Annotated in this window: 24 protein-coding genes and 1 tRNA gene; 14 read left to right on the top strand and 11 right to left on the bottom strand. The window is 64.9% G+C overall.

Annotation, left to right across the window (positions count from 1 at the left end):
- Positions 1 to 92: 92 nt before the first annotated feature.
- From FVA80_RS18665 to FVA80_RS18630, 8 genes are all read left to right on the top strand, one after another.
- The gene (locus FVA80_RS18665) at positions 93 to 719 is read left to right on the top strand and encodes an ATP-dependent Clp protease proteolytic subunit (RefSeq protein WP_007567155.1); all 627 of its coding nucleotides are present in this window, start codon (positions 93 to 95) and stop codon (positions 717 to 719) included.
- Between the two features lie 184 nt (positions 720 to 903).
- Positions 904 to 2,175: an ATP-dependent Clp protease ATP-binding subunit ClpX gene (gene clpX, locus FVA80_RS18660; protein WP_007567156.1), complete on the top strand. Its 1,272-nt coding sequence runs from the start codon at positions 904 to 906 to the stop codon at positions 2,173 to 2,175.
- 248 nt (positions 2,176 to 2,423) lie between these two features.
- Positions 2,424 to 4,850, top strand: coding sequence for an endopeptidase La (gene lon / locus FVA80_RS18655; protein ID WP_147908828.1), 2,427 nt, complete (start codon positions 2,424 to 2,426; stop codon positions 4,848 to 4,850).
- A gap of 72 nt (positions 4,851 to 4,922) precedes the next feature.
- A complete protein-coding gene (locus FVA80_RS18650) occupies positions 4,923 to 5,645 on the top strand; it encodes an aspartate/glutamate racemase family protein (protein WP_147908829.1) in 723 nt (240 codons plus the stop codon).
- 49 nt (positions 5,646 to 5,694) lie between these two features.
- A tRNA-Val gene (locus FVA80_RS18645) sits at positions 5,695 to 5,770 on the top strand.
- 233 nt (positions 5,771 to 6,003) lie between these two features.
- The gene (locus FVA80_RS18640; protein WP_147908830.1) at positions 6,004 to 6,834 is read left to right on the top strand and encodes a TIGR04255 family protein; all 831 of its coding nucleotides are present in this window, start codon (positions 6,004 to 6,006) and stop codon (positions 6,832 to 6,834) included.
- A gap of 1 nt (position 6,835) precedes the next feature.
- Complete coding sequence (locus tag FVA80_RS18635; RefSeq protein WP_147908831.1) at positions 6,836 to 7,423, top strand: hypothetical protein; 588 nt, start codon at positions 6,836 to 6,838, stop codon at positions 7,421 to 7,423.
- Positions 7,424 to 7,634: 211 nt separating this feature from the next.
- The gene (locus FVA80_RS18630; RefSeq protein ID WP_147908832.1) at positions 7,635 to 8,009 is read left to right on the top strand and encodes a hypothetical protein; all 375 of its coding nucleotides are present in this window, start codon (positions 7,635 to 7,637) and stop codon (positions 8,007 to 8,009) included.
- Between the two features lie 92 nt (positions 8,010 to 8,101).
- On the opposite strand, the gene FVA80_RS18625 is transcribed toward FVA80_RS18630, so the two are convergent.
- On the bottom strand, positions 8,102 to 8,455 hold the full coding sequence (locus FVA80_RS18625) for a hypothetical protein (protein WP_147908833.1): 354 nt from the start codon (positions 8,453 to 8,455) through the stop codon (positions 8,102 to 8,104).
- A 135-nt stretch (positions 8,456 to 8,590) separates the two neighbouring features.
- Between FVA80_RS18625 and FVA80_RS18620 the strand changes: the two genes are divergently transcribed.
- Genes FVA80_RS18620 through FVA80_RS18610 form a run of 3 tightly spaced genes read left to right on the top strand, consistent with a single transcriptional unit; the run spans position 8,591 to position 9,228 of the window.
- A complete protein-coding gene (locus FVA80_RS18620) occupies positions 8,591 to 8,848 on the top strand; it encodes a hypothetical protein (RefSeq protein ID WP_147908834.1) in 258 nt (85 codons plus the stop codon).
- A complete protein-coding gene (locus FVA80_RS18615; RefSeq protein ID WP_246692022.1) occupies positions 8,845 to 9,021 on the top strand; it encodes a hypothetical protein in 177 nt (58 codons plus the stop codon). Before FVA80_RS18620 ends, FVA80_RS18615 begins: the two co-directional genes overlap by 4 nt.
- 21 nt (positions 9,022 to 9,042) lie before the next feature.
- Positions 9,043 to 9,228 (top strand): hypothetical protein, encoded by a 186-nt coding sequence (locus FVA80_RS18610; protein ID WP_147908835.1) that lies wholly within the window; start codon positions 9,043 to 9,045, stop codon positions 9,226 to 9,228.
- Between the two features lie 183 nt (positions 9,229 to 9,411).
- On the opposite strand, the gene FVA80_RS18605 is transcribed toward FVA80_RS18610, so the two are convergent.
- From FVA80_RS18605 to FVA80_RS18560, 10 genes are all read right to left on the bottom strand, one after another.
- A complete protein-coding gene (locus FVA80_RS18605; protein WP_246692021.1) occupies positions 9,412 to 9,789 on the bottom strand; it encodes a hypothetical protein in 378 nt (125 codons plus the stop codon).
- 590 nt (positions 9,790 to 10,379) lie between these two features.
- The gene (locus tag FVA80_RS18600) at positions 10,380 to 10,925 is read right to left on the bottom strand and encodes a carboxymuconolactone decarboxylase family protein (protein ID WP_147908837.1); all 546 of its coding nucleotides are present in this window, start codon (positions 10,923 to 10,925) and stop codon (positions 10,380 to 10,382) included.
- A gap of 213 nt (positions 10,926 to 11,138) precedes the next feature.
- Entirely contained in the window at positions 11,139 to 12,005 is an 867-nt protein-coding gene (locus FVA80_RS18595; protein ID WP_246692020.1) for an SMP-30/gluconolactonase/LRE family protein, read from the bottom strand.
- A gap of 83 nt (positions 12,006 to 12,088) precedes the next feature.
- Positions 12,089 to 13,381, bottom strand: a complete 1,293-nt coding sequence (locus FVA80_RS18590) for an MFS transporter (protein WP_187193410.1) — start codon at positions 13,379 to 13,381, stop codon at positions 12,089 to 12,091.
- A gap of 146 nt (positions 13,382 to 13,527) precedes the next feature.
- Positions 13,528 to 14,343 (bottom strand): class II aldolase/adducin family protein, encoded by an 816-nt coding sequence (locus FVA80_RS18585; protein ID WP_092044898.1) that lies wholly within the window; start codon positions 14,341 to 14,343, stop codon positions 13,528 to 13,530.
- Between the two features lie 204 nt (positions 14,344 to 14,547).
- Positions 14,548 to 15,351, bottom strand: coding sequence for an enoyl-CoA hydratase-related protein (locus FVA80_RS18580; RefSeq protein WP_147908839.1), 804 nt, complete (start codon positions 15,349 to 15,351; stop codon positions 14,548 to 14,550).
- Positions 15,348 to 16,619, bottom strand: coding sequence for a CoA transferase (locus FVA80_RS18575; protein ID WP_246692019.1), 1,272 nt, complete (start codon positions 16,617 to 16,619; stop codon positions 15,348 to 15,350). The genes FVA80_RS18580 and FVA80_RS18575 overlap by 4 nt, the downstream gene beginning before the upstream one ends.
- Before the next feature lie 16 nt (positions 16,620 to 16,635).
- A complete protein-coding gene (locus tag FVA80_RS18570) occupies positions 16,636 to 17,766 on the bottom strand; it encodes an acyl-CoA dehydrogenase family protein (RefSeq protein ID WP_147908841.1) in 1,131 nt (376 codons plus the stop codon).
- Positions 17,763 to 18,914: an acyl-CoA dehydrogenase family protein gene (locus tag FVA80_RS18565; protein ID WP_147908842.1), complete on the bottom strand. Its 1,152-nt coding sequence runs from the start codon at positions 18,912 to 18,914 to the stop codon at positions 17,763 to 17,765. Before FVA80_RS18565 ends, FVA80_RS18570 begins: the two co-directional genes overlap by 4 nt.
- Positions 18,915 to 18,961: 47 nt before the next feature.
- A complete protein-coding gene (locus FVA80_RS18560; protein ID WP_246692018.1) occupies positions 18,962 to 19,972 on the bottom strand; it encodes an ABC transporter substrate-binding protein in 1,011 nt (336 codons plus the stop codon).
- Positions 19,973 to 20,386: 414 nt separating this feature from the next.
- On the opposite strand from FVA80_RS18560, the gene FVA80_RS18555 reads away from it, so the two are divergent.
- The 3 genes from FVA80_RS18555 to FVA80_RS18545 all read left to right on the top strand — a co-directional run bounded on the left by FVA80_RS18555 (position 20,387) and on the right by FVA80_RS18545 (position 24,583).
- Positions 20,387 to 21,232, top strand: a complete 846-nt coding sequence (locus FVA80_RS18555; protein WP_187193409.1) for a helix-turn-helix domain-containing protein — start codon at positions 20,387 to 20,389, stop codon at positions 21,230 to 21,232.
- Positions 21,233 to 22,481: 1,249 nt separating this feature from the next.
- Positions 22,482 to 23,561, top strand: a complete 1,080-nt coding sequence (locus FVA80_RS18550) for an amidohydrolase family protein (RefSeq protein WP_246692432.1) — start codon at positions 22,482 to 22,484, stop codon at positions 23,559 to 23,561.
- 176 nt (positions 23,562 to 23,737) lie between these two features.
- Positions 23,738 to 24,583, top strand: coding sequence for an aspartate dehydrogenase (locus FVA80_RS18545; protein WP_147908844.1), 846 nt, complete (start codon positions 23,738 to 23,740; stop codon positions 24,581 to 24,583).
- Positions 24,584 to 24,622: the final 39 nt, after the last annotated feature.

Below are 24,622 nucleotides of genomic sequence, written 5' to 3'. Positions count from 1 at the left end.
TTAGGCGATGGTTAAGCATCGCCAGTGTTCGCTGACATGCCCGGGCTGCCCTGATTCGCGGCAGCCCCGGGCCTCATTCTGGGCAGGACGAGATGAGAGATCCGATCGACGTCTACAACAACGCACTCGTGCCGATGGTCGTCGAGCAGTCGAGCCGCGGCGAGCGCGCCTTCGACATCTACTCCCGTCTCCTGCGCGAGCGCATCATCTTTCTCACCGGTCCCGTGGAGGATTACGGTGCGTCACTCATCGTGGCGCAGCTTCTGTTTCTCGAGGCTGAGAACCCCAAGAAGGAAATTTCCTTCTATATCAATTCCCCCGGCGGCGTCGTGACCTCGGGATTGTCGATCTACGACACGATGCAGTTCATCCGCTGCCCGGTGACGACGCTCTGCGTCGGCCAGGCCGCCTCGATGGGCTCCCTCCTGCTCACCGCCGGTGAGCCGGGTCACCGCTTCGCCCTGCCGAACGCCCGGATCATGGTCCACCAGCCCTCCGGCGGCTTCCAGGGGCAGGCCACCGACATCCTGATCCATGCCCGCGAGATCGAGGCGCTGAAGCGGCGCTTGAACGAAATCTACGTGAAGCATACCGGCCGTGACTATGCGGCCATTGAGAACGCGCTGGAGCGCGACAATTTCATGACCGCGGATGCGGCCAAGGAGTTCGGCCTCATCGACGAGGTCATCCAGAAGCGTCCCGAGCCCGCCGCCGCCTGACGGTTGCGTCGCCTGACCGCCGCGGCGTGGCCTTGATCCCGCCGCGGCAGCGTGTTTGCATCCGATGACAGGGCCCATCGGTCAAAGACGCGCAGCATACTGTTTCTTTAAGCGGGCCCCCTTACGTTGAAGCGATGCGCGTGCGCCCTTAGCCGGCTGCGTACGCGACGAATCGGAGACCGATATGAGCAAGACTGGCGGCAACGACTCCAAGAGCACGCTGTATTGCTCGTTCTGCGGCAAGAGCCAGCACGAGGTCCGCAAGCTGATCGCCGGCCCGACCGTGTTCATCTGCGACGAATGCGTCGAGCTGTGCATGGACATCATCCGCGAGGAGTCGAAATCCTCGTTGGTGAAGAGCCGCGACGGCGTGCCCACCCCGAAGGAGATCCGGCGCGTCCTCGACGATTACGTCATCGGCCAGGACTTCGCCAAGAAGGTCCTCTCGGTCGCGGTGCACAACCACTACAAGCGGCTCGCGCACGCGACGAAGCACAACGACGTCGAGTTGGCCAAGTCCAACATTATGCTGATCGGGCCGACCGGCTCGGGCAAGACGCTGCTCGCGCAGACGCTCGCCCGCATCCTGGACGTGCCGTTCACCATGGCGGACGCCACGACGCTGACAGAGGCGGGCTATGTCGGCGAGGATGTGGAAAACATCATCCTCAAGCTGCTCCAGGCCTCGGACTACAACGTCGAGCGGGCCCAGCGCGGCATCGTCTACATCGACGAGATCGACAAGATCTCGCGCAAGTCGGACAACCCGTCGATCACCCGGGACGTGTCGGGCGAGGGCGTGCAGCAGGCGCTGCTGAAGATCATGGAAGGCACGGTTGCGTCCGTGCCGCCGCAGGGCGGCCGCAAGCACCCGCAGCAGGAGTTCCTGCAGGTCGACACCACCAACATCCTGTTCATCTGCGGCGGCGCCTTCGCGGGGCTGGAGCGGATCATCTCCCAACGCGGCAAGGGCACCTCGATCGGCTTCGGCGCGAGCGTGCAGGCCCCCGACGACCGTCGCACCGGCGAGATCTTCCGTTCGGTGGAGCCTGAGGATCTGTTGAAGTTCGGCCTCATCCCCGAGTTCGTCGGCCGTCTGCCGGTTCTGGCGACCCTCGAGGATCTCGACGAGGCGGCGCTGAAGAAGATCCTTCAGGAGCCGAAGAACGCTCTGGTGAAGCAGTACCAGCGGCTGTTTGAGATGGAGAACGTCGACCTGACGTTCCAGGACGACGCACTGTCCCTGGTCGCGCGCAAGGCGATCGAGCGCAAGACAGGCGCTCGCGGCCTGCGGTCGATCTTGGAGACCATCCTGCTGGACACGATGTACGACCTGCCCGGTCTCGAATCGGTGGAGCAGGTGGTGATCGGTCCGGAGGTCGTGGAAGGCAAGTCGCGCCCGCTCTACATCCACGGCGACCGCAACAAGGAAGCGCCCGCCAGCGTCAGCGCGTAAGCGCTTGGCGGGGTTGCGTTAAGCACCCGGCTTCGGCCGGGTGCGCCGCGGGGAGCATCTTGAAAACGGTGGCCCCCGCAGCCACCTCAGGCTCATCGCGGTGGCCGCTCGCTCCTTCGAGGAACGGTCCGCGTCGCCAGCCGCAAAGTCCACGACAATCCCGACCCTCGCGGCCCGGTCGGCCCCTGGCAATGGTTCGCCTCATCGACGAGGGGATCGAAGCCGGGCGTCCCTGAGAGGAAGTCCCCATGACACAGTCGAAATCGCGCCAGCCGGTTGTCCCGGGCTCGACGGGTTCCTACGCCGTCCTCCCCTTGCGCGACATCGTCGTCTTCCCGCACATGATCGTGCCTCTGTTCGTCGGCCGCGAAAAATCGATCCGCGCCCTCGAAGAGGCCGTGCGCACCGATCGCCATATCTTGCTCGCCACCCAGATCAACGCGGGTGACGACGATCCGGCAACCGACGCGATCTACAAGATCGGCACGCTCGCCTCCGTACTGCAGCTCCTGAAGCTCCCCGACGGTACCGTGAAGGTGCTGGTCGAGGGCATCGGTCGTGCCAAGGTCACGGGCTTCACCCGCTCGGACGAGTATTACGAGGCCACCGCCGAGGCGCTGCACGACGAGCTCGGCGACCGCGTCGAGGCCGAGGCGCTCGCGCGCTCGGTGCTCTCGGAGTTCGAGAACTACGTCAAGCTCAACAAGAAGATCTCTCCGGAGGTCGTCTCGGCCGTGACCCAGATCGACGAGCCCTCCAAGCTCGCCGATACGATCGGCTCGCATCTGCTCGTTAAGATCTCCGATAAGCAGGGCATCCTCGAGACGCCGACTGTGGCGCAGCGCCTCGAGCGCGTGCTGTCGCTGATGGAGAGCGAGATCTCCGTGCTCCAGGTGGAGAAGCGCATCCGGACCCGCGTCAAGCGGCAGATGGAGAAGACCCAGCGCGAGTACTACCTGAACGAGCAGATGAAGGCGATCCAGAAGGAGTTGGGCGACTCCGAGGACGGCCGTGACGAGCTGGCCGAGCTGGAAGAGAAGATCGAGAAGACCAAGTTCACCAAGGAGGCGCGCGACAAGGCGACGGCCGAGCTGAAGAAGCTCCGGCAGATGTCGCCGATGTCGGCCGAGGCCACCGTGGTGCGCAACTATCTCGACTGGATGCTGGGCATCCCGTGGGGCAAGCGTTCGAAGATCAAGAAGGATCTGCTTGGCGCCCAAACCCTGCTGGATGAGGATCATTTCGGCCTCGACAAGGTCAAGGAGCGGATCGTCGAGTACCTCGCTGTGCAGCAGCGGGCGAACAAGCTCACCGGCCCGATCCTGTGCCTCGTCGGTCCCCCCGGCGTCGGCAAGACCTCGCTGGGCAAGTCCATCGCGAAGGCGACGGGTCGCGAGTTCGTGCGCATGTCGCTCGGCGGCGTGCGGGACGAGGCCGAGATCCGGGGCCACCGCCGGACCTATATCGGTTCGATGCCCGGCAAGATCGTGCAGTCGATGCGCAAGGCCAAGACCTCGAACCCGCTCATTCTGCTCGATGAGATCGACAAGATGGGCATGGATTTCCGCGGCGATCCGTCGGCGGCGCTCCTCGAGGTTCTGGACCCAGAGCAGAATAGCACCTTCAACGACCACTATCTGGAGGTGGACTACGATCTCTCGAACGTGATGTTCGTGACCACGGCCAACACCCTCAACATCCCCGGTCCGCTCATGGACCGTATGGAGGTGATCCGCATCGCCGGGTACACCGAGGAGGAGAAGGTCGAGATCGCGCGCAAGCATCTGATCCCGAATGCTTTGAAGAAGCACGGCCTCGGGACGCACGAGTGGTCGATCGACGACGACAGCCTGATGATGCTGGTTCGCCGCTACACGCGGGAAGCCGGCGTCCGTAACCTGGAGCGCGAGCTGTCCAACCTGATCCGCAAGGCGGTGAAGGAGATCCTGATCACCAAGACCAAGTCGGTCGTGGTCAACGCGGATACCCTTCCGGTCTTCCTCGGTCCGCCGAAATTCCGCTACGGCGAGATCGATGCGGACGATCAGGTCGGCGTGGTGACGGGCCTAGCCTGGACCGAGGTTGGCGGCGAGTTGCTGACGATCGAGGGCGTCATGATGCCCGGTAAGGGCAAGATGACCGTCACGGGCAACCTGAAGGACGTGATGAAGGAGTCGATCTCGGCGGCCGCATCCTACGTGCGCTCGCGGGCGATCGACTTCGGGATCGAGCCGCCGCTGTTCGAGCGTCGCGACATCCACGTCCACGTGCCGGAGGGGGCGACCCCGAAGGACGGCCCGTCCGCCGGCATCGCGATGGCCACTGCGATCGTCTCGACGTTGACCGGAATCGCGGTTCGTCGCGATATCGCGATGACCGGCGAGGTGACGCTCCGCGGTCGGGTCCTGCCGATCGGCGGCTTGAAGGAGAAGCTGCTCGCGGCGCTGCGCGGCGGCATCAAGACGGTGCTGATTCCCGAAGAGAACGCCAAGGACATCGCTGAGGTGCCCGACAGCGTGAAGAACGGGTTGGAGATCATCCCGGTCTCCCGGATGGATCAGGTGCTGGAGCGGGCGCTGGTCCGGGTCCCCGTCGCCATCGAGTGGGAGGAGCCGCTGCCCGTGGCCAAGCCCGCCCGGACGGAAGAGGACGGTGCGGCGTTCATCGCCCACTGAGGATCGATTACTCAACCGATGCGATAGCCCCCGGAGCCTGCTCCGGGGGCTTTTTCGTGGGACCGGCCCGGCATGCGCATTCTGCTGATCAACCCCAATACCAGTCAGGCCGTCACCGACCTCGTGGCGGATCACGTGCGCCGCCAGATCGGCGACCGCGCGGACCTGCGGGCCGTCACGGGTCGGTTCGGGGCCCGTTACATCGCGAGCCGCGCAGCCGCGGCCATCGCGGGCCACGCCGCCCTCGATGCCCTGGCCGAGCACGGGGATTCCTGTGACGCGGTCTATCTCGCCTGCTTCGGCGATCCGGGCTTGTCCGCCCTGCGCGAATTATCACCCGTGCCGGTCGTCGGCATGGCGGAGGCGGCCTGTCGCGAGGCCGCCGCCACGGGGGCGTTCGGCATCGTCACCGGCGGGACGGCTTGGGACCCGATGCTTCGGGAGTTCGTCGGCACCCTCGGCCTGTCGGACCGGCTCGCGGCCATCACCACGGTGGCGCCGACCGGAGGCGACATCGCCCAGGATCCAAATCGCGCCCTCGGCATCCTGTCGCAGGCCTGCGCCAAATGCCAAGCGGCCGGAGCGAACACGGTGATCCTCGGGGGCGCCGGCCTCGCGGGGCTGGCGCGGCGCCTCGCGTGGCAGGTCCCGTGCCCGCTGATCTGCTCCGTCGAAGCCGGCACCCGGGCAGTCCTGGCCGCCGCGACGGCGCCCGCCGTTCCAGCGATGCGCCACGTGCCGATGGACAGCATAGGCCTGACGACCGCCCTGGCACGCCGGCTGGCGGCACCGTGACGCCAGCCCCTTGCGCCGCACCGACCCCATGCCGTAACGGTCGGCCGCCGGGCGGTTAGCTCAGTTGGTAGAGCGTCTCCTTTACACGGAGAGGGTCGGCGGTTCGAGCCCGTCACCGCCCACCAGGTAAATCAATGATTTAGCTTCATTTTCTGATGTCATCAGGCTGCTACAAGATGTGATGACGGCACGCTGACGGCACCGGGCGGGTGGTTCCACTGTAGCTTGGCCTATCTCCGGTGCCTCGCATCGCTAACTCGCTCGACGTCCGCTTGCGCGATGTGAGCGGCAGCCCCTATTTCGTTCGAGGTCGCTTAACCGAGCGGGCGCACAATCAACTTTATTTGGACTGGCTCAGATGTCCGCGACCATGCGCTTCGACCCTATCTATCCGGCTCACGCCATCGAACGGTGTTCGGCAACCCTGATTTTTGGCGATCCCATCACTGAGAAATTGCTGCTGAAGATGCGAGCGAAGGCAAACGCCGTATTCTCTAGCCTCCAAATGGTGGTCCAATCTCATCCGCAAATGGGGTTTGAAATAAACCCCCAAACCGGGATCGCCACGCCGAAGCAGATGGGGGTAGGATCTCTTGTGTATTCTAACACCGATAGAACGCTGAGCTGCGTCATAACACCTGGTGCTCTGATTTGGAATAATCTCAGGTACGCTCGCTGGCAGCCGTTTATCGGACAAATGGAACAGGTTGTGTCTCAATTATTGCCTATTGTCAGCGATGCTGTTGATGTAGTGAGTGTTAAACTAGAATACCTTGATCGATTTTATTGGTCTGGCGATTGGGATAGTTTTTCGATAGGAAAATTATTGAGAAGCGATAAGGGGATGTGGGCGGAAGCGGCTATAAAGGCGAAACGCGAGTGGCATTCACATGTAGGTTGGTTTGATTATGCCTCGGCGAACGAGCGGACGCTTATAAACGTCAATATTGACGTCGTAAGCGCGGCTAGGCCCGGAGAAGAGAATGCGGTGCCATCGGTGGGCATCCTCACGCTCTTGCAAGATCAGATTTTCACCGCCGTGGATGGCGCTCAGGCCCCGGAGCAAGCCGGATACACCGACCCGATTTCCCATCTTGATAAACAGCATTTGGTCTTGAAAGACATCCTCGCTGAGGTAATTCTCCCGGAAATGGCAGACCGAATCACCCTGAACCCTCCGAGCCGATGATATGCAGGCTCTCGATAGCACGACGTATGATGGCCAAGCTGCTTGGGACCGCCTGCTCAACCCTGTAGCAGTCGAGTTTCGTACGGCGGCGGATCGTCCTTCTCCGCTGCTCAATAACAGCGGCAAATTGGCGCCTCAGCAGAACCTCTCCCGTCGTAGGGCTCCTACAGAAGGCGCATCAGAACGAAGCGATGGGCTTTCGGCTACGGTGCCCGCTGCCGACGTTGATCGCGTGTTTTTCGATCCGTGGTTCTCGCGGACTATGGGGATTTTGGCTTCGGCTAGAGACCCAAATGCAGTTGATGCCAAGCAGCGGGCGGAAATCGTCGGCACCGCGGAGATGCTTGCCGCTTTTTTGGCCGAGGTTGACCCTAGTGTTCGTCCTCAGCCGATGGTGGATGATGATGGGAACGCCAGCTATGGGACGTCCATCGACGGTTTTTACCTGAACCTGACCATAGATTCTCCGGGCAAGATTACTTGGTATGCCGTCGTCAGCGACAAAGAATACTTTGGAGAAGGCGCTGCATTCACGGGCCGAAGCCTTCCGAAACCTCTGCGGGAAGTTCTTCAGTTACCTACTGCTTGAGCCTGACGTCTGCCGTCTATGCCGGCAAGCTTTCAGCTCTGAAGCAGACTCCCGAGTCTCTGAGGTAAACTCTGCCGCAGGGTCACCTGGCGCATGCGAGATTTATAAGGCAACCTTACTCTCGCCGGGCCGAGTAAAAAACGCTGAAAATCTGCACTACCTTGTCACTGAACCACAAGATCAAGCCTTCGATCTTCGGAGTGGCAAGTTGTTGGGTGGAGTTTTGCTGCAGTTGGATAAAAAAGGTCTAAGCGTTTTACGGCAGAATGCCTCTGATCATGAATTCGAAATTACTTTTGACCTGCTAAAAGAAGCCTCCCGTAAGAGGGACAAGGACCGATTTTGGCATTCTGTTGCGACGATGCCGGCAGGCGACGTCAGGGAAAAAGATGGTGAGAAGATTGCGGCTGTTTACGACACGTCCGTGAAAGATCGGCGGCACCATGCAGATATTATGGGAGTTTCGACAGATCGGAAACAGAAAGAGCGCCATAAAAAGGCGATTTTAGATATAATGAATTTAAGTATATCTTCGACTGCTGAATTTCGAGGTGGTGTCTTTGCGCATCATGCGCGGTCCGCCTAGTCCATTATTACTCAGATGAGATGGCTTGGCCCCCGGGGCGTTCCTGCGGGGCCGGGGTTACCTGCCGGTCAGGTCGGCTGACGATTCCGATGTCAGCAGTTCGCTGCGGGCGCGCCAAGGCCGAGCGCTATGTCTCTGGCCTCGTAGGCCGCCCCTACGAAGCCAAGGCGCCAGAAATGCTTTTGAGACTCGTCGGGCTGCTCATCAACCGGTCCGCGGCGGAGCGCGTTCAAGCCGTCCTGGCATAGCACCTCCACGGCTGCATCGATCTTGGCCACCGATTTACCGAACACGCCGCGTCGGATCCGGTGTGCCACGATTCGATCGGCATTTTGCGCGTTGGCAAGAAGCCACCGCATCAGCTCCGGCCGGGCCTCACGTTCCCGGTCATAGGCCTGCTTTTCCTGGCTGCCGCCGAAGCGGACCGCGACACGATCACGAAGCATGGGCGAGCCCTCCCTTGCGGGCTTGCGCCTTTGCGGCTCGCCACTGCTGCCGTGTCATGCTGGGCAGAGGCTCCTTGGGGCCAGCTGGGGCATCTTTAATGGACGATGTAGACCAGCCTGGAGTAGCTCTGCGGCATGGCCAGCAACCCGACCGTGTCCGACCTCCGCAAGGTCTCCGAGGTGACGGACGACGAGATCACCGCCGTGGTGGATGCCGTGCTCGCCGACCTGGCGGCCGAGGTGTACCCGCTAGCGAAGGGCTGGACCCTCGACCTGGTCGCGGCGATCACCAGTCACAAAGCCTCCCAAGACGCGCTGCTCACCGACGAGGACGCCTACAAGCGCAACATGGTCCGCACCGCGGTCATACTGGCGCATCCGGTGAAGGGGTGAGTGAACCCCTCGACAGAACCACGGTCCAGCACATGATGCGGCGCCTCAACGTCTTCGCCCGTGGCCTTGAACTGGATGAGGCAATCACGCGCGCCATCGTTGAGAAGGTCGCCGCCGACATGCCTGATCAGCCGGACGAGGAGCGCCTTGCTGTGAAGCGCGCCGTCGGATGATCGTCGCATCCGCGTAACCGCGTGCTCGAGGACTCAGACTCGATCGCAGAGGCCGTGACGGTCATCACGTCCCGCGACCACATCGTCGAGGCAGACGACGACTTCGAGAACTGGCGCGTGGTCGGGGGCGACTGGCTCACCGTCGGCGATCCGCAGGCGCTGGCCATCTGCCTGAGCCTGAACGCTGGAACCGGGAGGCTGCAGTAGCGACACGCATCGAACGCACCGGTCCGCGGCCGCGCCACGACACCCGCGCTCGCATCCTGGCGGTTCTGACGGCGGAGTCCGCGATCGCCGTGGAGATCGCCGAGCGCGCCGGTTTCCCGGGCCGGAGGCGGGGCAAGGACGCCACGCTCGTGCTGGCGCGCCTCGAGGCCAACGGCCTGGCAATTAGGGAGTAGGAGCGGCGGCGACGGGTGCCGCGCTGGCGGGCGCTTCCGGCCGCTCTCGCCGCGCTACGACCCGGCACCGGTCCCGAAGCGTGACCTCGTGCTTGGGCCACAGCTCGCACGCCGTCTCGAACGCGACCCGCGCCATAGCGATGGGATAGATCACGGCGAGCTGCGCCTCGACACAGCCGCCCGTCTCCTTCCAGACCTCGATCGTGAACGGCACGCCCGGAGGGACCGGCGTCGTGGGTCGGACCGGCGGCGGCAGCGTAATCGGGGCCAGACACAGGTGCTCGTATTTCCGGGCCGGCGGCGACCCGGGCGGGCGCTGGTAGCGGCACAAGGCCGTCAGGTGGCGCAGTGCCTCGAGGGTCGACATGTCTCGGTCGAGCCGCTCCCCCAGGCTGGTGACGGTGTACTAGTCGTCAGATCCAACGCTTGGTGCAGAACACGTAGTCCAGCATTGGCGGGAGGCAGTAAGAAGGCCTGACCTGAAAGCGGACATTCAGCTTAGCGCCCATGCCGGACGCTTGATGGGCCATCACAATAGCTCGGAAGCGGACGTCGACGACAATCGCGGACGGTGCGATTCGCTCGCAGCATGAAGCGCAGGGCTCTCAAGTCTACGTCGGACCGACGCTCCATCCATGCAGAGTATCGGTTGGCCGAGGTTCAGCCCCGTTTGGCCGACACATCATCGAACATCTCAGCGAAGCGTTCGTCCTCCCGTGCACACAACGCTCGGCCAGGTAAGTATTCCCGACAAGCGATGCAGCGCCCAGGTCAACGCCGCCCGATCTGGGGCTCCGTTCAGACAGATGCGGATCGCGTCGGACCGGTTGCGTGTGGCGACCCTCGCGCCGCGCCGGGCTAAGGTCACGGCCGTGGCCTTAGCATTGCTCCACCAGGGCTACTGCGAGCCGCAGCCGGTGATGAGCGCGACCTTGCCGTCGAGGGAGAAGGGGTTTGTCATCGGTCAGCCCGCCCCGCACGCATGTCGTCGGCGGAGCTGATGCCGAGCGCTTCGAGGAAGCGAGAGACCATGTTGTAGGCCCCGACCGTCGCGGTGAGCTCGACGATCGTCCGCGGGTCAAAGTGGGTGCGCAGGTCTGCGAACACGTCAGCCGGCACGTGGATGGTTCGGGTCATCGCATCGCAGTAGGCCAGGGCCGCGCGCTGCGCCGGCTCGAACACATCTGATGCCCTCCAGTCGGGGAGGGCGTCGACCTGCGCTTGGGGCACCCCTTCGCGCAGCGCGATCGGGATATGCTGCTCGGCCTCGTAGGGTGCCCCGTTGAGGTGGGCGACCTGTAGGATCACTAGCTCGCGCAGGGCCCCCGGCACGACGCAGCGCTGGCGGATCGCGCTGAGGAAATGCAGCCAGCCGTCGGCTACCGACGGGCTGTGCAGCAGCATGGCGTAGAGGTGCAGCACCCCGCCGCGTTGGGCGGTGATGCGAGCGACGAGTTCGGCCGTTTCCGGTCGATTCGGATCCGCATAGGGGAGGTGGGCCATCTGTATCCACTCCGTGGGGTGACGCGGGGATCGCGGCGAGGTGAAGGCCGATAAGGATCTGCCGCGCGTCTTGGCGGCGTTCGGCGGCGGGACGACGCCCCGTGCGAGCCTCACGGATTATCCTCGGCCGTGGCGATCCCGGGTGTTTCGATTGGGACTGGCCGGCCGGTCTGCAGACCTCAGTTCCAACCGTGCGGCGCACAGAGCCAACGATCACACCTCGCTCTCGTGCGTGTGCGAGAACATAGTGTGCCCGGGCGTCTGCAGGTCAGCCCGTAGAATGACGCCTGAGCCAGACTCAGTGATGAACAGTGCTCGTCCATCCGCGCCGCCGAACGCCACGTTGGTAGTGTGCAGGCCGGCGCAAGAGGTTATGCGCAGCACCGGCTCCCCCGTGGCGTCGAACAGCCAGACGGCGCCCTTCCCGGCATGGGCGACGGCGATGCGACCCTCCGCGTCGAGGGCGAGCCCGTCCGGCCCGGCCCCGCCCGACATCTGGATGAAGGTGCCCACCTTGGCGGCCGTCCCGTCCCGCATCAGCGGGATCCGCCAGACCGCGTTGGCCCGCGTAACCGCCAGGTACACCGTGTCCTCAGTGAGGTTCATGACGAGGCCGTTCGGGCTTGGGATGCCGTCCAGGATGCAGGTCACGACCCCGTCCGCCCGAACGCGGAAGAGGCGTCCGCCCGGGTCCTGCCAGCCGGTTAGGCCCTGATCGGTGAAGTAGAGATCGCCATCGCGAGAGAAGAAGAGATCGTTGACGCCCCGGAACCGCTCGGGCCCGACCCGTAGGAGGAACGGCTGGACCGTGCCGGTATCCGGGTCGACGACCATGATGCCGTTCTTGTAGTCGGCGATGAATATCCGGCCGTCACGGTGGATCTTGAGGCCGTTCGGCCAACCATCGTACTCGGCCGCGATGGTGAAACCGCCGTCCGGCGCCACGCACAAGATGCGTCCGTTCGGGATGTCGACACACCAGAGATTGCCGTCAAGGTCGAAGGACGGCCCCTCCAGGAACGATCCGGTCGGCATGCGCCCCGGCTGCGTGCGGATCCACTCGTTCTCCGCCGTGGCCACCCGCCACGCCTCGGGGTAGGTGGCGAAGACTCTCGTTGGGCAGATAGGCGGGGCTGCGTACATCGTGACCTCCGTCTAAGAGCTTAAGCGCGGCGCAGCGCGGGGACGACCGCTGGCGCGGGGAGGTCGCCACCGATCGGGGCGTGCGTCAGGGTCAGCGTGATCACGGCCCCGGTCACCAGCAGCACGCCACCGGCCACGAAGGCGAGGTCGTAGCTACCCGTCGCCGCGATGATGTAGCCCGTGGCGATCGGCGCGATGAGGCCGAACATGTTCCCGCCGGTGATCTGGATCGCCATGGCTTTGCCAGCACTCGCAGGCGACCGCAGCAGATCGGCGGCCAGGGCAATGTTGAGCGAGATGCCCGTCGCCAAGCCGGTCAGCGAGATGGTGATCAGGCCCAGGATCATCGGCGTGCTGTCGACGAACGGTGCCGCCAGGATCACGGCCGCGCTGAGCATCGACACGACGACGATGCGCCGCCGCCGCCCCGTGCTGGAGCCGCCCTCCGCGGCCAGCGCACGATCGCTCAGATGGGCGAGGACCCACGCGAAGACCGTCGCCGCGAAGTACGGGAACGCCGTGAACAGGCCCGACTTCACGATCGACATGTGCTTGACGTTGGCGAGATAGCTCGGAAGCCAGGTCAGGAACACGATCTGCGTGTAGACGGCGCAGCCCTGCGTGACGGCGACGGCGATCATACTGCGCGAGCGCAACAGCACGCCAAACCCGTCGGCCGAGCCACCGGATTTCGCCCCGGAATCGCGCTCACGCAGGATGAAGGCGCGCTCGTCTTCGCCGACGAAGGTTGCCGTCTCCGGCACGCGATACCAGACCAACCAGCCGACCAGCCAAACCAAGCCCAGCAAGCCGGCCGTATAGAAACCCCACCGCCAGCCGTGGACTGACACCACCCACCCGAGCAGCAAGGTCCCGAACGCAGGACCCGCGTAGCCGCCGCTGTTGAGCATCGTGGCCGCCAGACCGAACTCGGATCGCGGCGCCCAATCCCGCAACACGCGACCGCCCGCTGGATAGGTGGACGCCTCCGCCGCGCCCATCAGCATGCGCGAGCCGAGAAGGCTGACGAAGCCGGACGCGAGCCCTGTGAGAATCGTCGCGCCGGACCACACGAGCACACCGACGCCGTTGACCACCTTCGCCCCGTAGCGATCGGTCAGAAATCCGCATGGGATCAAGCAGACGACATACGTCCAGAGATAAGCTGAGAACAAGTAACCGACCTGTACCGGACTCAGATTGTATTCAGCCGCGATCGCCGGCGCCGCGACCGACAGCGCGACGCGGTCCACATAATTGAAGACGACAAGCAAGAAAATGCCAATATACAGCAGATAACGGCGCTTGCGCATTCGCACCTCCCGATGCATTCGGTATGTTTATTTTATATTAGAATCAAAGACATAGGATGCCGCAATCATTTCCGTCACCGCAAGCTCTAGATCCACGCCGTATTGTGCTCTGCATAGATGCGCGCGCCGCGGTGTGCAGCAGTCGATCAGTCGATCACGTCCGGATGCTGGCGCAAAGTGCGGTCGAACATCGGCTGGGCATGAAGCCACGCCATGAACGGAGTGGCGAGGTGTTTGGCGGAGTGCGCCGCATTGGCTTCGGGAACAAGCTTCAGGGGGTGGCCCGTCGCCTCGGCCTTGAGTTGAATCTCGCAGGCCCGCTCGGCGGCCACGAACCACCAAACGGCCTCCTCGATGCTCTCCTGGCCGGCGCTGAACAGGCCGTGGTTCTGGTGAATGGCAACCTTGGTGTCGCGTCCGAACGCGGCGGCGACGCTGTGGCCGGCCCCGCGCTCCACCACCACGGCGCCAGCTTCCTCGGTGATCAGGGCCTGCCCATCACCGTAGAAGCCGCAGGCTGTCTGGGTGATCGGATCCAGTCGCCGGCCCAGGGCGGCCCAAGCCATGCCGTTGATCGTGTGGCAGTGGCACGATGCCAGGATGCCGGGGTGCGCCTCGTGGATGGCGGCGTGCAGGACGAAGCCGGCGCGGTTCACCGCACGCGCGCCCTCGATGACTCGGCCGTCGTGGTCGACGAGGAGGAGGTCCGACGCCTTGACCGCCCCGAATTCCATGGCGAACGGATTCGTCCAGTAGAGGTTCGGATCCTCCGGGTCGCGGACGGTGATGTGGCCGGCGAATCCGTATTCGTAGCCCAGATCAGCAAAGAGCCTACAGGCGGCAGCCAACCGAACCTTGCGGTGTCTTCGCTCCTGCGCGGCATCATCGAACACGGGGTAGCGAGGGAAAGCCAGACCGGCTTGGTCAGGTTCGTACACCGACCGCTTGGCTGCAACATTCATTTGGCGGTTCCCTCATCGATCAAATCGTATTTGATATTATCTTTCGCGAGCAGTCTGATTAAAGACCGGAATCAGCTGACACAATTCCGATGTTGTTTTGCTTCTGCTGCTTTCGTTCCTGGCACGTCATCTTCCCCACATCACGTACGGGGGCGGGGTGACCCAACCGGAAGCCCACCAGCACTCAAGTGGGCGCCCTTCACTTCAAGGCTTGCTGCGCCCGCCGATGAACGCCTGCACCGCATCCCGATGCTCGGGCGTCGCGGTGATCACCGCATAGTGCGAGGAGATCAGGTCGAGGTTGGTGCGCAGGTCGTTGCGCATCCCCTGATAGACTGCGCGCTTGATCAGGCTCAGCGTGAGCGGTGGCGCCTTGGCGATCCGACGCGCCAGCGCCTCGACCGCCGGCATCAGGGCCACATCGTCGTGAACGCCGTTGACGAGGCCGATCCGGAGCGCTTCCTCCGCATCGACGAAGTCACCGGTGAAGAACAGCTCTAGCGCCTTCGCGGTGCCGACGAGTCGGGGCAGGAAGTGGGCGCCCCCGGCACCGGGCACCAGCCCGACGCGAACATAGGTCTCGGCAAAGCGGGCACTGCGCGCGGCGTAGCGCAGGTCGCACATCAGCGCGAGGTCGAGGCCCGCCCCGGTGGCCACGCCGTTCAGCGCGGCGATGACCGGCTTGTCGAGATCCTCGAGCGCCAGCGGGATGCGCTGGATCCGGCTAAAAAGTTCGTCCTTACGCCGCTGGGGCGGCTGGTCGAGGCGCTCGCCCATCTCGACGATGTCGCCGCCGCTGCAGAAGGCCGGGCCTGCGCCGGTCACGATGACGACGCGGACCGCCTCATCCGTGCGGCAGCGCTGGAGGGCCGCCGTCCAGGCCTCGATCATCGGGAAGGTGAAGGCGTTCTTCCGCTCTGGTCGGTTCAACGTGATGGTCGCCACCCCCTCGGCGACAGCGAACAGGAGGTCTTCGCCGGCACCAAGATCCTCGGTCTGGCTGGTCATGGGGCGGTCTCCAGAGGTGCGACGGCCGAGCGTTCGACCGTCGTGGTCGTCGCTTCGGGCGCGGTCATGTCCGCGCCCAGGGCAGCGATTTCCGACGGATCGAGGCCGGCCTCGGCTAGGACCTCGGCGGTGTGCTCGCCGTGCCGGGGCGCGTGGCGGCGGATCGCGAAGTCGCTGCCGCTGAACGAGACCGGCCGGCGCATGGTGCGGTAGCGCCCCTCGCTCGGATGCTCGGCGGCCCCGAAGAAGCCCACCGCCTTGAGGTGCGCGTCGTCCGGCAGTTCCTCCAACCCGAGGACGGGCATGCACGGGATGCTCACCGAGTCGCAGAACGTCACCCAAGCGGCGGTGGTCCTGCGCGGCGCCTCCTCCTCCACCAGCGCGTACAGGACCTCGATGTTCTCCACCCGCACGGCGAGCGGCGTGAAGCGCGGGTCGTCCACGAACTCGAGGCGGCCGGTGTGGATGAAGAAGTCGCGCCAGTTCCGGTCGGAGTAGGGCAGGATGCAGGCATAGCCGTCCTGGGTGCGGTAGGGCTTGCGCTTCGGGCTGAGCACTCGGTTGAAGCCCGGTGGCCCGAGCGGCGGCTCGAAGGTGTAGCCGACCATGTGCTCGACGAAGTTGAACTCCACCATGGTCTCGAACATCGGCACTTCCACCGCCTGCCCGCCGCCGCCGGCGCGTCGCTCGTAGAGGGCCGCCAGGATCGCGCAGGCGATGGCCTGCCCCGCGATCTTGTCGCAGAGCACGGTGGGCAGGTAGCCGGGCTGGCCGGTGGCGGCGGTCTGGAGTGCCGCGAGGCCGGAGCCCGCCTGGATCAGGTCGTCGTAGGCTGCCTTGTGGGCATAGGGGCCGTCGGCCCCGAACCCGTAGGCCCCGCAGAAGATGATCTCGGGCTTGAGCGCGCGGACTCGCTCGTAGCCGTAGCCCAGGCGCAGGATCGCGTCCGGGCGCATCGAGTGCACGAAGACGTCCGCCGTCACGATGAGCCGGTCGAGGGCCGCCCGCGCCTCGGGCCGTTTCAGGTCCAGGCGGACGCTGCGCTTGTTGCGGTTGAGGTGCAGGAAGTTGCCGCCCATCCCAGCGTTGCGGGCCGGCCGGTAGTGACGGAAGGAATCGCCCTCCGGCGTCTCGATCTTGATCACGTCGGCGCCGAGATCGGCCAGGATGTGCGTGGCCGACGGTCCCATGATGACGCTGGTGAGATCCACGATCCGCACGCCCGCCAGGGGACCGGCCTTTTTCGTCTCGGCAGAATGATCCAGCACGCAGCGATCTCCCATGTTAGCCGGCACCGGCCCGCAGCCGGACCAGCATCGGCCAGAGAGCGGTGCCTCCGCCCGCGCAGACCGCGCGCCCGATCCGTTCCTGCCACCGAGCGTCGGAGCCGAACTCGTCTCGCCAAGACCACAGCCGCCGCGTCGCGCGGTGCAGCGGGTGCTCCTGGGTGAAACCCATCGCTCCGTGGATCTGGTGGCAGATCTCGGCGACGTGGCCCGCCGCCTCGCCGCAGCGCGCCTTGGCCATCGCGGTGGCGAGGACGAAGCGCGCATCTCCCCAGCACGCGGCAGCGAGATCAGCCGATGCAGTCGCCGCCGCGACGTGGCCCGCGGCTTCGGCCAGCATGTGCTGGATCGCCTGAAACTTGGCGAGCGGCCGCCCGAATTGCTGCCGCTCGCGGGCGTGATCGAGGGCGGAGGCGAGGCAGGTCTCCATCGCGCCCACCAACTGCTGCGCGCGCACCCAGGCGCCGGCTGCCTCCACCGAGCCGACACCAACCTCGGCGGCCCAGTCCGGCGCTGTCCGTACCTCGTCGATGGCGGCGGTACAGCCTGTGAGGTCGAGGGCGTCGCGCGGCTCACCCGCGAGGTTGTGGCGCGGATCACGAACCGTGCCCGGCGCCGTGATCCGCACGAGGTGGCGGACGCCTGCGGCGTCGATCGCATCCACGAGCAGGGCCGCGACCGAACCGCCCCAGGGCACCTGCGCCGCCCGCCCGTCGAGGACGAAACCGTCGGCCCGCCGCGTGATTCGAACGGGGCTGCCGGCTGGGACCAAAGTGAGGGCGTCCTCCGGCGCGCCGCCGCCTGCCGCCGCCCAGAGCGCCGCACCCGCGATGGTCTCGGGCAGCGGCAGCGGCAAGGCCGCCTGCCCACAGCGCCGGATCAGCAAGGCCGCCGTCCTGGCCTCCAAGCCGATCCCGTCGGCCGCTTCGGGCACCAGGGCCAGCGGCAGACCGCTGTCGTTAAGCGCCCTCCAGAGATCCGCGGGCCAGGCCGCGTCGTCCACGGCACCGTCGCAGGCCGCCAGCACCTGCGGCGAGAGATGCTGGGCCAGCAGCCGCTCGAATTGATCGAGGACGATGTCGGCGACCTCGTCGGCCGCCCCATCCTGTGCGTGGTTGGTCGTGTTCATCGCAAGCCCAGTCCCCGCGCGATGACCCCGCGCAGAACCTCGCGGGTGCCGCCGCGCAGGGTGAAGGAGGGCGCCCGCAGGGTCACGCCGCCGAGCGCCTCACGGAACGGCTCGCCCTGCGCGGTGAGGCTCGGCTCAACCGGCACGAGCCGCCGGGCGATCTCCGGCACCGCGCGCTCGAAGCTGTTGCCGACATCCTTCACGAGCGCCGCCTCAACGCCGGGGACGACGCCCTTGTCGAGGAGCCGGGCCACCGAGGCCGACATGCCGAGAAGCGCGGTGAGCTGCGCCACCATCCGGCCGGTCTCGACCGCCTGGAACCGGTCGGGTTCCGGCCCGATCCGGTCGACGAGTTCGACGAGCAGCCGGTAGTCCGACAGGAAGCGGTCGGGCCCCGAGCGCTCGAAAGCGAGTTCCTCCGTGACGAGCCCCCAGCCCTCGCCCTCCGCGCCGACCATCATGGCGTCCGGGACGCGGTAGTCGGTGAAGAACACCTCGTTGAACTCGTGGTGGCCTGACAGGTCGAGGATCGGTCGCACCGTGACCCCGGGAGCCGCCATGTCGATGATGAACTGGGTCAAGCCGCCGTGCCGGTCTGGTCCGGGCTCACCGGTCCGGACCAGGGCGAGCAGGTAATCGACCTGATGGGCGTTCGTCGTCCAGATCTTGGAGCCGTTGATCAACCAATCGTCGCCGTCGCGCGCCGCGCGGGTGCGCACGGCGGCGAGGTCCGAGCCCGAGTTCGGCTCGCTCATGCCGATGCCGAAGGCGCATTCGCCGCGGCAGATCCGCGGCAGGATCGCCCGCTTGGCCGCCTCGGAACCGTGCCGCAGGATCTGTGGGCCAGACTGGCGGTCGGAGATCCAGTGCGCCCCGCAGGGCGCGCCGGCCGCCAGCATCTCCTCGGTGACGACGAAGCGGACGAGGCCGGACCGCTCATGGCCACCATACGCCGCCGGCATGGTCAGGCCGATGAACCCGGCCGCCCCGGCACGTCGGCTGAAGCCGGCGTCGAAGGTCGTCCACGAGGTCCGATGTGGCACGAAGTGCCCCGCCGCCAGTTCAGCGTCGAGAAAAACCCGGACGGCCGCACGGGCCGCCTCGGCCTCGGCCGGGAGCGGTTCGGCGCTGAAGCGAAAGCTCTGCATCTCTGCTCCGTGGTCTGTCAGATCAGGGGCTCGCCCGTATGGCTCGCTCAGCTTCCGTCGCGTTCCTTGAGGCCCGGAAAGAAGAGCTCTTGCCAGTCGGTCGGCACTTTGCGCAGGAGCCCCTGCGCCGCCATCGCCTTGGCAAGGTTGACCATGTCTTTCGGGGCCACGCCGTAGACGAGGGACCCGTCGGTGAGGGTCGACTCGACCTGGGCCTGATCGATCTGCACCTGCTCTGAAGCCAGGTAGATCGCCGCCGCCCGCCTCGGGTCGCTGCGGATGAGCGAAACCGCGTCCTCCATGCCGGCGAGGATGGCCTGCGTCACCTTGGGATTGGCGTCGACGAAGCCCTGCTTGGCGTTCAGGGTCGCGGCGGTAGGGTCTCCGTCGCCGATCAGACCGGTGGAGGTCATGATCGCCCGGAGCTTGGGATCCGCCCGTAGGATCTGGGTGAAGGGTGGCGTCGAGAAGTAGCCGGCGATGCCTTGCCCGGCGCGCATGGCCGCGGTGGCGTCGGGGTGGGGCAGGCTCACCATCAGAGTATCCGCCTTCGCCGGATCGCCGAGCTGCCGGGCTGCGGCCACCCGCAGCAGGATAGCCTGCGGCGAGTTGAAGGCTGGGACCGCGATTTTGTCGCCAAAGGTAAAATCCTTCAGCGCGGTAACGCCCTGCTTGCCCGTAAACAGCGTGTAGACGACTGAAGTGAGGGCGCAGAGACTCTTGATCTGCTGACGACCGCGGGTCTTGTCCCAGGCGATCAAGGCGCCGGTCGCGCCGAGTGTGCCCAGCTCGATGCTGTCGGAAAGCAGTGCGTCGTTCATCGCGGCCGAGCCACTGAAGCGGCTCAGCGTGACCGACAGCCCGTCGAGGCCTGCCGCCTTGGCGCGCTTATCGAACAAACCTTCGTTCTGAGCGATCATTACCGGCAGGTAGACGAGGCCGTATTGCAGGCCGATGCGGACCGTGTTCGTCTCGGCGCGGGTCGGTCCGCTCAAAGCGGACAATAGCAGCGCCACGGAGACGAGACGCGCGGCGACGGCCGCGAGGCGGATCGACATCGGCATTCCTCCCGAGCAGAGCCGCCCTTGGCGCGCGGTCTCAGCACGTCCGGACAGCATCACTGTCTGGCGCTCGCCCTCGAGTAGGACAGAGCCGGGATTGGTCTTCAACCGTCATCGTGGATCTGCTGAGCGATATCACATCTGTGATGGAGCGGCGGATGATTCGCACTATACGTCGTCGAGCGCGGATGCGGTGATGCATTCATGACGGCAGCTGGACCCAAGCGGCCCGTACTCCATTCACGATGATTGGACATGCCATGAGATCGCGCCGCAGACGCCATGTTCGTTCGAGTTGCGGGCGACTCAGATGATTGCCGGGCGGGCAGCCTATTGGTGGGCTTCACGGTGCGCGGATATCACGTTCGAGGCCGTTCACAGCCTCTTCGCACTACCGGCCTGGAGCCGGGTATGATTGCCCCCGACCGCTTCACGCCTCGGGTAAAGACCGGAGCGGGTTCGAGCACGGACCTCTTGGTCAGGGCCGATGCAGTCGGTCCCTCCTTGGCTTTCGTGAAGTCCGCGGGCCGCGTGCTTCAGATCCTGGAGCTTTTCGACGAGCTTCAGCGCGAAGCTCGGGTCTCGGAGATTGCCGAACGCCTAGGCTTTCCGCAATCCTCAACCTCGATGCTTTTGAAGAGCCTGGCCCAACTCGGCTATCTCGATTACGACGCCGACAGCCGCAGCTTCCTGCCGTCGCCGCGGGTCGCGCTGCTGGGCGCGTGGCTCGACAAGGGGCCGGTGCGCGACGGTAGTCTCGTGCGCATGCTCGAGCATCTGTCCGAGTGCACGGGCGGCACGGTGATCCTAGCGGCACGCAACACCATCTACTCGCAGTACGTCCACGTGTTGCAGGCGCAAACCGCGATGCGCTTTCACGTCCCACCCGGCACGCGCCGACTTGTGGTGTGGTCGGCGACCGGCACCGCGCTTCTTGCCGGGATCCCGGATGCCGAGATCGGCCCACTCGTACGGCGCACGAACGCGGAGGCCACGCCCGAGCAACCCCCGGTTCAAGTCGCCGCCGTCTTGGCCAACGTGGCCCGTTTGCGGCAGGACGGCCATTTCTTCTCGCATGGCCTCGTCACGTCCGGCGCCGGGTCGATCGCGGTGCCACTACCCAACCGCATCGACCGCAAGGGCCGTCCCCTCGCCGTTGCGGTCTCAGGACTGCTCGAGGAATTCGAGCGACGGGAGGCACAGATCGTCGCGCTGATTCACGATGCGATCGCGCGTTTCTTGGTGCATGCAGACTAAGATGGGCAAGCACATGACGGAACTGGCCATTGTTAGCACAATTCTGATCTCCGGCTCGCCGTCAATCAAAAGAAATTTAATTTTTTACCGTTTAAGCCGCGATATTTAGATCCAGCTAAATAACATATACTATCGTTTTCCCATGCGGCCCGACTCATCAAGTGGGTTCGGACCGCGCAAAACGGCTGTAACGCTCGGTTGGCGTGCAGTGAGAAGTCGCCAATCGCTAAGCCCATGGCTGTTCAAAGGCTCAGCCGACCTACGCCTCGTCCCCGACACCTTGCAGTCCGCCTACGTAAACTCGGTGATCGCCTTTCACCGATGCCGTTCGGCTTGCAAACTCGCGTTGTCCTACCCGCAGGGTAAGCGGCGAGGCGGCCCCCGGATATCGAGCGTCCCCACTGAGAGACGCCTCACTCTGATGAGAAGGGGTGTGAGAGGAGCAAAAGTGGTGGGAGAGGAGCTATCTGCTGTGCACAGCAGGACCAATCGAAACATTTTAGATTTTTTGTAAAAGTCAATCCCGCAATCAAGAATGAGGCGCCGCCGACACATTTGTATCGGTATTGTTTAAATAGATTCCATATGCCTCATATCGATATTAAACCTACGCATCGATTTTTGTTGCGTCCTCGCGTATTAATTTAACGACGCGCGATCGCAGATCATGTCTTCGAACTGAGAGCCGTTTGCTGATTTAGGATTTAGCGGCAAAAATAAGCCTCGAGCGCGGTGGCAACACAGCGCCGACATCCCCAGCAAGCCGAGTTCTGGCGCTGCGTCCAGCCGGTCGTTCAGGGGCGCCGGCTATGTGCCGGGAAGCGACGGTCACCGGTCAATCGTGTTCGAACGCGTTGTCGTGACATCATCGGCAGCTCAGTTGCAGAACTCCTTCGATTGCCGGTCCATCGGGAGCGACATTCGGCCAAATGCGTCGCTGAACCTGGACGCGGTGTCAGCCGTGCGACTGGACGAATTTGACTTTGCGGCGTCAGTTGTGCGGTCGAGATTGAAGCATAAAATCTAGAGGCGCCGGCATGCTACGACGTTTAGGGATTGTCGTTCGTCCTGCCCTCGCGGCTCTGTCAGATCCGGGTGAACCCCACATGGTCCAACGCGCTTCTGCGGGGGGATCGCGATGATCGCCGCGACCGACCCGACCGGGGCCGCCGCCTGCCCTTGCTGCCTGCCGCGCCGCGGCTTCATCCGCGGCCTCGCGGGCTTTGGAGCTGTCGCCGCGGCCATCACGATGGACACCGCGCGCGCCGAGCCAGCGCCGCAGGGGCCCCGCTATACAGGTGTCGTGATCGACTGCCACGGACACTACACCACCGAGCCGCCGGCCATGTTGTCTTGGCGCAAGCGTCAGATCGATGCCATCAACGACCCCGCTCAATCGCCGAGCCCGTCCAGTCTACGAGTGAGCGACGACGAGATCCGCGATAGCGTGAGCGGGCGCCAGCTGAAGCTTCAGAGCGAGCGGGGCATCTCACTCGCCCTGTTCTCACCGCGGGCGGGGGGCATGGGCCACCATATTGGCACCGCGCGCACCAGCCTCGACTGGTCGATCGTATCGAATGACATGATCCACCGTGTCGCGAGCCTGATGCCGAAGAATTTCGTCGGCGTCTGCCAGCTGCCACAGACACCCGGCGTCTCGCCAAAAAACTGCACGGCCGAGCTGGAGCGCTGTGTAAATGATCTCGGCTTCGTCGGCTGCAACGTCAATCCAGACCCCTCGGGTGGCTACTGGACGGACCCACCTCTGTCCGATCGATTCTGGTACCCCCTCTGGGAGAAGATGGTGGAACTGGACGTGCCGGGCATGGTGCATGTCAGCGCCTCGGCCAATCCCAATTTCCACGCGACGGGCGCGCACTACATCAACGGTGACACCAGTGCGTTCATGCAGTTCGTCACCTCGGACCTCTTCAAGGATTTTCCGACGCTTCGCCTGATCATCCCCCACGGCGGCGGCGCTGTGCCCTACCATTGGGGCCGCTACAGAGGTCTCGCGCAGGACCTGAAGAGGCCGCCTCTGTCCGAGTTGATGCGCAACGTTTACTTCGACACCTGCGTCTATCATCAACCGGGCATCGACCTGCTGCTGAAAGTCGTGCCGCATGAGAATGTGCTGTTCGCCTCGGAGATGGTGGGCGCGGTGAACGGCACTGATCCTGAAACCGGCCACGCCTACGATGACACCAAGCGCTATGTCGATGCGGCTGAAGTGTCCGACACCGACCGGGCGAAGATCTACGCCGGAAACACATTGAAGGTCTACCCACGACTCGCAAGCAAACTTAAATCGGCCGATCTGATGCCATAAACGAATAGCCAATTTGACGGCACAGATGGCCCGACAGAACGGCTTCTGTGCGACCGCGCGTTTGCCCGCTGGTCCGCGACGGGAGTCGATAGAGGCCAATCGATTCAGCTCCTCGGCATGGCCGATGCAGACGGATTGTGGCCAGCCTCCCCGGCCATGTTGAATGGGAATCCAGAATGGCGCTGCAAGAAGCATCCAGGTCGCCGGTCCGAGGCGGCCGCGTCGCGATCGCCGGTCTCGGCACGGTCGGGCGCGCCGTAGCGCGGGCGCTCGACGGGGGCGCTATACCGGGACTGAGCCTGACCGCCGTCGCGGTCCGCGACGCCGCTAAGGCTCGCGCCGAACTCGCGGCGCTGGCCGAGCCGCCCGAGGTCGTCACCGCGTTCGACGCCCTGGAGCCGCGGGCCGATATCGTTCTGGAATGCGCACCATCCCAGCACCTCCCCGCGATCGTGCGGCCGTTCGTGACGGCGGGCAAGACGGCCGTCGTGCTGAGCTGCGGGGCGCTCCTCGACAACGAGGACCTCGTGGAGCTCGCCCGCGCCCACGGGGGGCAGATCGTCGTCCCGACTGGCGCGCTGCTCGGCCTCGACGCCGTGACGGCCGCCGCGGAGGGCACGATCCACACGGTGCGCATGATTACCCGCAAGCCCGTGCGCGGGCTCGTCGGCGCGCCCTACCTCGTTGAAAACGGCATCGAGATCGCTGGGATCACCGAGCCGATGCGGGTTTTTGCCGGCAGCCCACGCGAGGCGGCCCGCGGGTTTCCGGCAAACCTCAACGTCGCGGTGGCGCTCTCGCTCGCCGGCATCGGACCGGATCGGACCGAGCTCGAGATCTGGGCCGACCCCATCCTCGACCGCAACACTCACCGCATCGAGGTCGAGGCCGACGCGGCGCGATTCTCGATGACGATCGAGAACGTGCCGACTGATGAGAACCCCCGCACGGGTCGCATCACCGCTCTGTCGGTCATCGCCTACCTGCGCAAGCTCGCCGCCCCGCTCAGGGTCGGGACCTAAAGGACCCATCCGGGCTGGCACGCCCTGTGCTGCCACGCT

The sequence above is a fragment of the Methylobacterium sp. WL1 genome, assembly GCF_008000895.1.
GTDB lineage: Bacteria > Pseudomonadota > Alphaproteobacteria > Rhizobiales > Beijerinckiaceae > Methylobacterium.
Note: the sequence above shows the minus strand (reverse complement) of the source record. Positions and strands in the feature narration are given on the sequence as shown.

Coding starts and splice junctions, on each gene's coding strand:
- FVA80_RS18665 (WP_007567155.1), top strand. CDS start 93: ATGAGAGATCCGATCGACGTCTACAACAACGCACTCGTGCCGATGGTC.
- clpX (WP_007567156.1), top strand. CDS start 904: ATGAGCAAGACTGGCGGCAACGACTCCAAGAGCACGCTGTATTGCTCG.
- lon (WP_147908828.1), top strand. CDS start 2,424: ATGACACAGTCGAAATCGCGCCAGCCGGTTGTCCCGGGCTCGACGGGT.
- FVA80_RS18650 (WP_147908829.1), top strand. CDS start 4,923: ATGCGCATTCTGCTGATCAACCCCAATACCAGTCAGGCCGTCACCGAC.
- FVA80_RS18640 (WP_147908830.1), top strand. CDS start 6,004: ATGTCCGCGACCATGCGCTTCGACCCTATCTATCCGGCTCACGCCATC.
- FVA80_RS18635 (WP_147908831.1), top strand. CDS start 6,836: ATGCAGGCTCTCGATAGCACGACGTATGATGGCCAAGCTGCTTGGGAC.
- FVA80_RS18625 (WP_147908833.1), bottom strand. CDS start 8,455: ATGCTTCGTGATCGTGTCGCGGTCCGCTTCGGCGGCAGCCAGGAAAAG.
- FVA80_RS18620 (WP_147908834.1), top strand. CDS start 8,591: ATGGCCAGCAACCCGACCGTGTCCGACCTCCGCAAGGTCTCCGAGGTG.
- FVA80_RS18605 (WP_246692021.1), bottom strand. CDS start 9,789: ATGTCGACCCTCGAGGCACTGCGCCACCTGACGGCCTTGTGCCGCTAC.
- FVA80_RS18600 (WP_147908837.1), bottom strand. CDS start 10,925: ATGGCCCACCTCCCCTATGCGGATCCGAATCGACCGGAAACGGCCGAA.
- FVA80_RS18590 (WP_187193410.1), bottom strand. CDS start 13,381: ATGCGCAAGCGCCGTTATCTGCTGTATATTGGCATTTTCTTGCTTGTC.
- FVA80_RS18585 (WP_092044898.1), bottom strand. CDS start 14,343: ATGAATGTTGCAGCCAAGCGGTCGGTGTACGAACCTGACCAAGCCGGT.
- FVA80_RS18580 (WP_147908839.1), bottom strand. CDS start 15,351: ATGACCAGCCAGACCGAGGATCTTGGTGCCGGCGAAGACCTCCTGTTC.
- FVA80_RS18570 (WP_147908841.1), bottom strand. CDS start 17,766: ATGAACACGACCAACCACGCACAGGATGGGGCGGCCGACGAGGTCGCC.
- FVA80_RS18565 (WP_147908842.1), bottom strand. CDS start 18,914: ATGCAGAGCTTTCGCTTCAGCGCCGAACCGCTCCCGGCCGAGGCCGAG.
- FVA80_RS18560 (WP_246692018.1), bottom strand. CDS start 19,972: ATGTCGATCCGCCTCGCGGCCGTCGCCGCGCGTCTCGTCTCCGTGGCG.
- FVA80_RS18555 (WP_187193409.1), top strand. CDS start 20,387: ATGATTGCCCCCGACCGCTTCACGCCTCGGGTAAAGACCGGAGCGGGT.
- FVA80_RS18550 (WP_246692432.1), top strand. CDS start 22,482: ATGGACACCGCGCGCGCCGAGCCAGCGCCGCAGGGGCCCCGCTATACA.
- FVA80_RS18545 (WP_147908844.1), top strand. CDS start 23,738: ATGGCGCTGCAAGAAGCATCCAGGTCGCCGGTCCGAGGCGGCCGCGTC.